Origin of the sequence: Streptomyces sp. sk2.1, from assembly GCF_008120935.1 — a bacterium.
GTDB lineage: Bacteria > Actinomycetota > Actinomycetes > Streptomycetales > Streptomycetaceae > Streptomyces.
This window is the reverse complement of sequence record NZ_RDBO01000065.1, coordinates 277,803-288,073: the sequence shown is the minus strand read 5'-3', so window position 1 is coordinate 288,073 and position 10,271 is coordinate 277,803. Positions and strand designations below refer to the sequence as shown.

At 73.3% G+C, this 10,271-nt stretch carries 8 protein-coding genes; 6 read left to right on the top strand and 2 right to left on the bottom strand.

The genetic code is table 11. The features are described 5' to 3' along the window. The coding region (locus EAO76_RS23735) for a TerD family protein (RefSeq protein WP_262375689.1) at positions 1-661 on the bottom strand (661 nt) is incomplete at its 3' end. Between the two features lie 442 nt (positions 662-1,103). On the opposite strand from EAO76_RS23735, the gene EAO76_RS23730 reads away from it, so the two are divergent. From EAO76_RS23730 to EAO76_RS23715, 4 genes are all read left to right on the top strand, one after another. After that, positions 1,104-1,892, top strand: a complete 789-nt coding sequence (locus EAO76_RS23730; RefSeq protein WP_148837960.1) for an SAM-dependent methyltransferase — start codon at positions 1,104-1,106, stop codon at positions 1,890-1,892. Between the two features lie 493 nt (positions 1,893-2,385). Then, positions 2,386-2,868 (top strand): DUF6643 family protein, encoded by a 483-nt coding sequence (locus EAO76_RS23725; protein ID WP_148837959.1) that lies wholly within the window; start codon positions 2,386-2,388, stop codon positions 2,866-2,868. A 222-nt stretch (positions 2,869-3,090) separates the two neighbouring features. Further along, positions 3,091-3,699 (top strand): hypothetical protein, encoded by a 609-nt coding sequence (locus EAO76_RS23720; protein WP_148837958.1) that lies wholly within the window; start codon positions 3,091-3,093, stop codon positions 3,697-3,699. Positions 3,700-3,852: 153 nt separating this feature from the next. Next, a complete protein-coding gene (locus tag EAO76_RS23715) occupies positions 3,853-6,291 on the top strand; it encodes a right-handed parallel beta-helix repeat-containing protein (RefSeq protein ID WP_148837957.1) in 2,439 nt (812 codons plus the stop codon). Here EAO76_RS23715 and EAO76_RS23710 read toward each other — a convergent pair. Continuing rightward, on the bottom strand, positions 6,261-8,639 hold the full coding sequence (locus EAO76_RS23710) for a hypothetical protein (protein ID WP_148837956.1): 2,379 nt from the start codon (positions 8,637-8,639) through the stop codon (positions 6,261-6,263). The two genes, EAO76_RS23715 and EAO76_RS23710, sit on opposite strands and share 31 nt — an antisense overlap. Positions 8,640-8,829: 190 nt before the next feature. Here EAO76_RS23710 and EAO76_RS23705 point away from each other — a divergent pair, with 190 nt between their 5' ends. Next, positions 8,830-9,666, top strand: a complete 837-nt coding sequence (locus EAO76_RS23705; protein ID WP_148837955.1) for a DeoR/GlpR family DNA-binding transcription regulator — start codon at positions 8,830-8,832, stop codon at positions 9,664-9,666. A gap of 99 nt (positions 9,667-9,765) precedes the next feature. Continuing rightward, positions 9,766-10,218 (top strand): SRPBCC family protein, encoded by a 453-nt coding sequence (locus tag EAO76_RS23700; RefSeq protein ID WP_148837954.1) that lies wholly within the window; start codon positions 9,766-9,768, stop codon positions 10,216-10,218. Positions 10,219-10,271 lie beyond the last annotated feature (53 nt).

Here is a 10,271-nt window from a genome sequence, read left to right as displayed (position 1 = left end):
GTGCGGGTGCGGGCGGTGCCGCCGGCGGGGCGGGCGGGAACACGGGCTGGGCCGGTGTCCGGTGGTCGGCCCGCGTCGCACCCTGGTACTGCTGCGGCGTTTGGGGCTGGTGATACGGCTGGGTTGGCTGCGTCGGTTGGGTCGGCTGGGTCTGCTGCGGCCGCTGCGGTTCGTCGACGGAGATCCCGAAGTCCGTCGCGAGCCCTTCCAGGCCGGAGCCGTACCCCTGGCCGACGGCGCGGAACTTCCAGGCGCCCTGGCGGCGGTAGAGCTCGCCGAGGATGAACGCGGTCTCCACCGTCGCGTCCGTGCTGTCGAAGCGCGCGATCTCCCTGCCGTTCGACGCGTCCGTGACGCGCACGTACAGCCCGCTCACCCGGCCGAAGGTGCCGCCGTCCGCGGAGGCGGCCAGGACCACTCGGTCGATGACCGGTTCGATGCGCGCCAGGTCGACCGCGAGGCTGTCCGTCGTCCCCGTGCCGGTGCTCCGCTTGCCCTCGTGGCGCACCGCCCCGGATGCGTGGGAGGGCTGGTTGTAGAAGACGAAGTCGGCGTCGTCGCGCACCTTTCCCGACACGAGGAGGAGCGCCGAGCCGTCCACGTCCGGGGCCCCCGGGGAGGTGTGCCACCCCAGTTCGACCCGCACGGCCTGAGCCGTCACCGGAACATTGGCTCCTTTAGGCATGGTCATGTTTCGCCCCCATCGCGAGTCCGGCTGCCCGAAAACCTTTCCCCGACAACCTAATCCCCCCGACCGGTACGGGACCCACGAACGGGTCCGTGGACACGGGCTCCGTCTTCGTCCGGGCCCCGTCCGTCGGCGCCGGCGCGGTGCCGTCACCGGCCCGGGCCGTTCGTACGGGCCTTGCGGCGGCCCCGGCGGATCGTGTGCGCGTGCGCGGTTTCGAGCCAGAATCGGTGCGGCACCGGAGGGAGATGCCGCCGAAACGTTCCCGCCGTCTCCCTTTCCGGCCACGGGGGCGCGGACCGGCCGGTCCGCCGAAGCCCTATCCTCGGGCCGGAAGAAGCTTATGGACAGAACCAGTTCGGCGGAACGGCGTGCCTGCGCGTCCGGCCGCACGCGATCAGAAGAGGGGCCCCGCATGGGCGAAGAGCTCGATCTCGAAACAGAAATCCGCAGCGGGACACCGCACTCGGCCCGTGTGTGGAACTACTGGATCGGCGGCAAGGACCACTACCCGGTGGACCAGGAACTGGGGGACCAGGTCATCGCGACCTATCCCCAGACCCGCGACCTCGCCCGGGCGTCACGGGCCTTCCAGGCGCGCGCCGTTCGCCACCTGGCGAGCGAGGCCGGAATCACCCAGTTCCTCGACATCGGTACCGGACTGCCCGTCCAGAACAGCACCCACGAGGTCGCGCAGCGTTTCCAGCCGAAGGCGCGCATCGTCTACGTCGACAACGACCCGCTGGTGCTGGCCCACGCCCGCGCCCTTCTGACGAGTGCGCCGGACGGCATGACGAACTACGTGCACGCGGACATGCTGAGCGCCGAGCAGGTGCTCCAGGAGGCCGGGCAGACCCTGGACATGACGCAGCCGGTGGCCGTCATGGTGCTGTCCACACTGGGGCACGTCGCCCCCCGGGACGGCATCGACCTCATGCGCCGGTACATGGCCGGCGTCGTACCGGGCAGCTACCTGGTGCTCTGCGACACCATCGCCACACCGCAGACGCTGGCCGCGCAGGAGGCGTACGCCTCGGGGGACACCCCGCCCTACCTGGTGCGCCGGCCCGAGGAGATCCTCGCGAGCGCCGACGGCATGGAGCTGATCGAGCCGGGCTTCGGTTCCATCTCCCTGTGGCGTCCGGAGGGGAACGAAATCGATGCCGAGCCCGTTGACCAGTGGGGGTTCGTCGCCCGGAAGTGAAAATGCGGTCCGCGCGACAACTCCCGTCGTGCCCACGGCGGCTGACGCCATGGGACGAGTGCGCGAAAGCGGTCATGTGCACAGCGAATAGCGTCATTCGTCGGCGCCCGGTTTCGGTCGGCGAGGGGCGCGCGCCGTTTTCCCCGTAAAAGAAGTGTGTACGGCGCGCAATGGGGAAGTGATCACCGGTGATCCGGTCGGCCGCACGGTCTGCCGACCGCCCGCCGGTGACACCCCTCCGGGGCCGAGGATCACCAGGTCAGGGGCGCACGGACCGGATCCCCGGGCCCCCATGGGCGCCACGCGGATGCCGCCCTTTGCAGTCCGGCCGCGACTTCTCGGCAACCATGCGGAACCACCCCCGAAAAGTCCCCGTCACTAACGGGACCTTTATCAATGTTCTAGCAGGTCAGGCGGCCAGAAACCACATAAAACGGATACCCCCGAGATTAGGTCTCCCCAACCAGCACATCGTGGGCTTAACTTAGGTGCCATGACCTCCCCTCGCTCCACCTTCGGCGGTGGCTACTACGCCACCTCGTCGTTCCCCGAAACTCCGATCTACGACTCCTTGGTCGCGGAGCGGGGCACCCCTCAGATCGCTCCGATCCGAGTGCCCGCCGCCTATGACACCGGCAATGGTTATCTGCCGGCTCTCCCGGCGGCCCTGCCGGCCCTTCCCGCGGCGCCCTCCCAGCCCGGCCCGTCGTACGGCTACCCCCAGCCGGCGGCTCCGCAGGGTTACGCGCCGATGCAGCCCGCCCAGTTGCAGCACGCCCCGGCGCCGTACATCCCGCAGCAGCCCGCCGCGCCCCGCGGCGGGTACCMGCCGCCCCCGTCGCCGCAGCAGCAGTACCAGCGGCCCGCGCCGGGCACCGGGTACGAGGCGATGCGTCCGGCGTCGCCGCGCCCCGCCCCGGTTCCCTCGCCCCATGAGGACCCGTACAACCGCCCGTACCAGGGCCGGGGGTACTGAGCCGGCGGTCGCGCACGGACGCACGGGGTCGTCGTCGAGCCATGGGGACTCGGCGGCGGCCCCGGTGTTCCGGCGGCGGACGGTCCGTCAACCCGGCCCGTCGCGCGGGAACCCCCGGGGCGGCCCTTGCACCGACCGGGCGAAGTCGCTCCCTCTTCGCCCCTTCGGCACCCGAAGCGGGCCGTACCGGGTCATGACGGATGCGGGAAGGGGTGCCGGACTGTGCGAGCGGTCACCGGAGTGTGGCGTTGGCGCCGCAGTCCCCTGCGCCGTGCCACCGACCGGTGCGAGGCGTGGGTGGCTCTCGTCTCGCTGCTCCTCGTGACGGTGGCCGCACCGGCCCTGGGCTGGGTGTGCGGTGCGCTCACCGACGGGGCGCTGCAGCGGACGGTGCGGGAGCAGCGGGCCCGGCTCCATGCCACGACCGCGGTCGTGGTGCGCCTGGCACCGGGGGCGTCGCGGCTGGTCACCGACCCCGAGACCGCCGCGGAACGGGGCCTGCGGGCCTCGGTGGTGGCGCGCTGGAGGGCCCCGGACGGCACGGCCCGCAGCGGCACGGTCACGACCTTCTCACGCAGCGTCAGGTCCGGCTCGGAGGTGGAGATCTGGACCGGCCCCGACGGCCGCGCGGCGCAGCGCCCCATGGACGCCGCGACCGCCCGCACCCACGCGGTGCTGGCCGGCATCGGGGTGGCCCTGCTCGCCGCCGGACTGGTCGAGGGCGGTCGCCGACTGGTCATCCGGTCCATGACACGCAGACGGTACGCCCGGATCGACCGGGCCTGGGCCGAGGCCGGTCCGGACTGGGGCAGGACCGGGACCGGCAGCTGATCACCTCCTGATCCGGACAACTCCCGCCCGCCGCGCGCGCTACGGTGGACCGGCCCGCCCGCCTTCCCGGCGGGCGCGCCCCGGGGTCCGCCGTTGCCGGAAGACCAGTGGTCCGGGCATCACGCACGCACGAGGTGGGGGCACAACAGCGCCATGGCACAGGGCACGGTCCAGGTGACGCACACCGGCACATCGCGGTGGCGGCGCCGCACAGGCGAATACGCCTCCCTCACCGCAGCCCTGGAGGCCGCGGCGGACGGCGACGTCCTCACCGTCGCACCGGGCACGTACCGGGAGAACCTGGTCCTGCACCGCGCGGTGACCCTGCGGGGGCCGGAGGGCTCCGTCGGTTCCGTGCGGATCGCCCCGGTCGACGGCGTGCCGCTGACCGTCCGTGCCTCCGCCGTCGTCTCGGACCTGCACGTGGAGGGCCAGGACTCGACCGTCCCGGCGCTGCTCGTCGAGGACGGCGCGCCGGAGATCGCGGACCTGCGGATCGTCACCCGTTCCGCCGCCGGGATCGAGGTGCGCGGCGCGGCCCGGCCGGCCGTGCGCCGCTGCACCGTCGACAACCCGGCCGGGGTCGGCATCGCCGTGCTCGACGGCGCGGGCGGGGTGTTCGAGGACTGCGAGGTCGTCTCCGCCGGGCAGGCCGGGGTCTCGGTGCGCGACGGCGCGCACCCCCGCCTGGAGCGCTGCCGGGTCCATCACGCCTCGGGCGCGGGGCTGAGCGTCACCGGGGAGGGCAGCGGCCTGGAGGGGGTCGGCTGCGAGGTGTACGAGGTCAAGGGCAGCGGCGTCCAGGTGACCGCACGGGCCGCCGCCCACCTCGGCGAGTGCACGGTGCACCGGACCTCGGCGGACGGCATCACGCTCGACACCGACGCCGTGCTGACGCTGGCCGACTGCGACATCCACGACATCCCGGAGAACGCGGTGGACCTGCGTTCCCGTTCGGTGCTCACCCTGACCCGCTCCACGGTGCGCCGGTTCGGCCGCAACGGACTCTCCGTCTGGGACCCGGGCACCCGGGTCGACGCCAACCAGTGCGAGATCCACGACAGCACGGGCGACTATCCCGCGGTCTGGGTGAGCGACGGGGCGACCGTGGTGCTGGACTCCTGCCGGGTCCACGACGTGCCGGACGCCCTCTTCGTGCTCGACCGGGGCTCGCGCGCCGACGTCGTGGACAGCGACCTGTCCCAGGTGCGCAACACCGCGGTGTCGGTGAGCGACGGGGCGACCGCGCAGCTCGACGACTGCCGGATCCGCGAGGCGTCCACCGGTGCCTGGTTCCGCGACCACGGCAGCGGCGGCACGCTGAACAACTGCACCGTCGACGCGGTGCAGACCGGAGTGATCGTCACCAAGGGCGCCGACCCGACGATCGAGCGCTGCACGGTCACCTCGACCGCCGAGGCCGGTTTCTACGTCTCCGCCGAGGGCCGCGGCACGTTCCGCCAGTGCCGGGTCACCGGCAGCGACGGCTACGGCTTCCACGTGATGGACGGCTGCCGCACGACGCTGTCCCGCTGCCGCACCGAGCGGTGCTCGCGCGGGGGTTACGAGTTCGCCGAGGRCGGCGCGCACGGCGACGGCCAGGGGGCCGGTCCCGTGGTCGAGGACTGCACGAGCGACGAGAGCGCGCTGCGCTCCCCCGCGACACCCCCGGCCCCCGCCGTGCTGACGGCGACCCAGTCGGCCCCCGGGCTGCTCGGCGGGGTGCCCGGACAGCGTGCCGTGGAGCCCGCCCCGGCCGAGGCGCCCGCCGTCGAACCGGCGCGTTCGCCGGACGCCGTCCTCGGCGAACTGGACGCGCTGGTGGGCCTGGACAGCGTCAAGCGGGAGGTGCGCGCCCTCACCGACATGATCGAGGTCGGCCGCCGGCGCCGGGAGGCCGGGCTCAAGGCCGCGTCGGTCCGGCGCCACCTCGTCTTCACCGGCTCCCCCGGCACCGGCAAGACCACCGTGGCACGGCTGTACGGCGAGATCCTCGCCTCGCTCGGGGTGCTGGAGCGGGGCCATCTGGTCGAGGTGTCCCGTGTCGACCTGGTCGGTGAGCACATCGGCTCCACCGCCATCCGCACGCAGGAGGCGTTCGACCGGGCGCGCGGCGGGGTGCTGTTCGTCGACGAGGCGTACGCCCTGTCGCCCGAGGACTCCGGCCGGGACTTCGGCCGGGAGGCGATCGACACGCTCGTGAAGCTGATGGAGGACCACCGGGACGCGGTGGTCGTCATCGTCGCCGGGTACACCCGCGAGATGGAGCGGTTCCTCACCGTCAACCCCGGTGTGGCGTCCCGTTTCTCACGGACCATCACCTTCAGCGACTACGAGCCCGCCGAACTGCTGCGGATCGTGGAGCAGCAGTCCGACGAGCACGAGTACAGCCTGGCGGCCGGGACCGGGGAGGCGTTGCTGAAGTACTTCACGGAGCTGCCGAAGGGCCCCGCGTTCGGCAACGGCCGCACCGCGCGCCAGACCTTCGAGTCGATGGTGGAGCGGCACGCGGGCCGGGTCGCCCAGCTCGCCGAGCCGAGCACGGACGACCTCAGCCTGCTCTACCCGGAGGACCTGCCCGAACTCCCCTGAGGGCGGGGGGATCCGGTGTCGCCCGCCCCGTCGGCCTGGTGGGGCAGGACCGGGTCCAGCCGGTCCAGCAGCGCGGCCCGTTCCTGGGCGAAGACCGGGTCGGCCTGGTAGTCGGAGTGGCCCAGGACGGCTTCGGGCAGCGGGTGTTCGGGGGTCCGCCCGTAGACCAGGGGGTCCTTCAGCGGTCCCCGGTCCACCTCGGGCCCCGGCCCCTCGTCGAGGCGGACCCGGCCGCCGATCGGGTCGGTGGCCCGCCACAGGTTGCGCCAGCAGTGCACGGACCGGTGCAGCGCCCCCAGCGGTACGGGACCGAAGTAGGCCGGGAACCAGCGCCCGTACAGCCGCTCGATCGGCGAGCCGTAGGTGAGCAGGGCGACCCGGCGGCGGGTACCGGCGGGCAGTTGCCAGACCGCGGACGCGGCGAGGACGCTGCCCTGGGAGTGTCCGGAGATGACGAGCCTGCCCCGGGTGAGCGCGGTCCAGCCGGACATCCGTGACGCCAGGTCGGGGACGGCCCGTTCGGCGTAGCAGGGCGGTGCGAAGGGGTGGGCGGCGCGCGGCCAGAAGGTGCCGACGTCCCAGAGGATGCCGATGGTGCGCCGGGCGGAGGCGTCGCGGTAGGCGCGCCGGCCCCAGGTGACGAAGAGTATGAAGCCGAGGCCGATCATCCAGGAGCCGGTCGACTGGGCGGCCTGCGCGAGGGACTCGACGAACGGGCCGCTGCCCTTCATCGCGAGCCCCGGCACCTCTCCGCTCACCCAGGCCCCGACGACCGCCCCCGCGCCGAGCAGCAGGGCGGCCGCGCAGACCGGGCCGAGGATCCAGGGCGCGGAGTCGGTGAGGGCGGCCGTGGCCCGGATGCGGGCGATCTGCCGGGTCCGGGCGGGGTCCGGCCGCTCCTGCTCGTACTCCTGGTCGATCCCGGGTTCCAGGGCGCGGGCGGCGAGCCAGGTCCGTACGAGCAGCAGGAGGGCGGGAACGGCCAGCAGCACCAGGAGGACGGGGATGACGGACGCCTGCCAGCTGAGCAGCACCGGCGGTCCCTCGATGACGGAGCTCCTGCCCATGCCGGGGGTGCCGGGGCCGTCGAGCCAGTCGGCGACGCGCTGGGAGACCCCGCCGCTCATGACGCCGCCGAGGGCGCAGGCGAGCATCGCGACCACGGGTCCGCCGAGTCCGTACATGACGGTGCGGGGTTCGGGGGTCCGGCGGTACAGGCTCAGGGCCACCGCGGCGAGCACGACGACGAGTGCCCCCTGGCCGAGGGCGATGGCGCTGAAGGCGAAGTCGCCGGGCAGGGTGCCGGAGGAGGTCCAGTCGGGGCGGGACCAGGAGGCGTACACCGCGGCGAGGAGCAGCAGGGCCAGGGCAGCGCCGGGCAGGTAGGTGATGAGGGCGCGGTCGAGCCGGTTGTCGAGGCGCCGTTCGCTGCGGCCGCGGCGGCAGACCACCCAGAGCACGACGAGCGCGCCCGCGGCCAGCGCCGCCTCGATCAGGCGGCCGACGAGGTCCGGCACCGGGCCGGTGACCGCGCGGTCGTGGCGTGCGGCGGCCCCCGCGACCGACGCGGCGACCGTCAGGAACCCGGCGGCGGTGTGGGCGGCGCGCAGCCGGGCGACCAGGCGGCGGCCGTACCAGAATCCGGGGCGGCCGAGGGCGGGCCGGCCGCCGGGCTCGGCGACCGGCTCGATGAGGGTGTCGTCCTCGGGTTCCGATCCGGCCAGGGGGCGCTGCGACTCGTACGCGCTCCAGGTCCGGTTGGACAGGAACCAGAGCAGTACGACCAGGGCGGTGGGCACCAGGGCGGCGAGGGCGAGCCGGCGGCCCGGCTGGGACCACCAGCCGCCCTGGGCCGTGGACAGGAAGCCGAGCCAGGAGCGCTGGTTCGAGCAGTCCGGGACGCCCGCGCACTGCCAGGCCGCCAGGTCGAGCGCGACCTCGCAGACCGCCGCGGTCAGCAGGACCGTGAGGCTGAGCGCGAGGAGCCGGACGAGGACCCCGTACAGGCGCACCGCGCGGGTGCGGCTCCTGGCGGTCGGGCGCATCCAGTGGGCGAGGTTGACCACCATGAACGGCAGGAGCAGCAGCCACAGGGCGCGGGAGCCGTTCCCGGAGGTCAGGTTGGACCAGCAGTATGCCTCGGCGATGGGCCGGTCGCGGTAGCGCTCCGGGTGCTGTTCGGCTTCCCTGTCGTCGGCGCGCCGGTAGATGGCGGCGGTCGCGTCGCCGGTGATCCTGACCGTGGACGGGTCGTCGAGCATCTCCTGGGGAGTGGCGCCGCCCACGCCGTGGACCAGCAGCTCCAGCGCGGGCCCGGGACTCTGCGGGGCCGGGGTGGCAGGTGGCACTGAGGTGACTCGCTCTCTTGGTCGTGGGGGGGGAGGTGCTGATGCGGTGTCACCAGAATTGTGGAAGAGAGGTGGTGTCCGCACCCTCTCCCCCGAATCTCCCCGGTGCGGCGGGCGGCCACACCGCGTGGCAGGATGACCCCGTCCGGAGGGACTGCCGCACGGCCTGAGGAAAGGACGGGACCCCGCGTTGAGCGAGAATCAGAATCTGCTCGCGGAGCAACGGCGTGCCCTGATCCTCGACGAGGTGCGCAGGCGCGGCGGGGTCCGCGTCAACGAACTGACCCGGAGGCTGAACGTCTCCGACATGACCGTGCGCCGGGACCTGGACGTGTTGTCCCGCATGGGGGTCGTGGAGAAGGTGCACGGCGGGGCCGTCCCGGTGGCCGGGGCCAGCACGCACGAGCCCGGTTTCGAGGCCAAGTCGGCACTGGAGCTGGCCGCCAAGGAGGACATCGCGCGGGCGGCGGCGGCCATGGCCGCGCCCGGCAGCGCGATCGCGCTCTCCGGCGGCACGACGACGTACGCGCTCGCCCAACGGCTGCTGGACGTACCGGATCTGACGGTGGTGACCAATTCGGTCCGGGTCTCCGACGCGTTCCACTCCGCCCGACGGACGGGGGCCTCGTCGGGGGCGCGGGACGGGGCGGCGACGGTGGTGCTCACCGGCGGGGTGCGGACCCCGTCGGACTCGCTGGTCGGTCCGGTGGCCGACCGGGCGATCGACTCCCTCCACTTCGACGTGCTGTTCCTCGGGGTGCACGGGATCTCGGTGGAGGCCGGTCTCTCCACGCCGAATCTGGCGGAGGCCGAGACGAACCGCCGGTTCGTGCAGTCGGCGCGGCGCGTGGTGGTGGTCGCGGATCACACCAAGTGGGGCACGGTGGGCCTGAGTTCGTTCGCGTCGCTGGAGCAGGTCGACACGTTCGTGACGGACGACGGGCTGTCGGCCGCGGCCCGTGCGGAGATCGAGGAGCACCTGCCGGGTCTGGTGGTGGCGGGGCGGGGCGCGGCGAGCGACTCCTGAGCCGACGAGCCACCGGGGATTCCGTTTGTCCTCCCCCGAAAGGGCGGCCGGATCGCGTGGGCCGGACGGCATTTGTCGGACACGCCCTAGGATCGTGGGGTGGCAGTCTTCCGGATCGAGCGATTCAGTTCCTTGACCGCGGCCGAGTCCTGGCGCCGCGTCACGGACTGGGAACGGCATGCCGCGCAGGTTCCGCTGACCAGGATCACCGTGCCCACGGGGCTGCCCACCTCGGTCGGGACGGTCTTCGTGGCGCGTACGGGGCTGGGTCCGCTGGGTTTCGACGACCCGATGGAAGTGGTGCGGTGGTCCCCGCCCTCCGCCGGGCGCGCGGGGCTGTGCAGGCTGGAGAAGCGCGGCCGGCTGATCCGGGGCCGGGCCTCGATCGATGTGTATCCGACCGGTTCCGGATCGCATGTGGTGTGGGTGGAGGAGCTGACCGTCCGGCTGCTGCCGCGGTGGGGCGATCCGCTGATCGCCGGTGCGGGCCGACGGGTCTTCGGCCGGGTGCTCGACAGCATGCTGGATCCCGTGGCCCGACGACGGCCGTAGCGCCTTCGTCCGGGTCGTGGCGGGCGGGTGGCCCGGGTGCCGCCGTTCGGGTG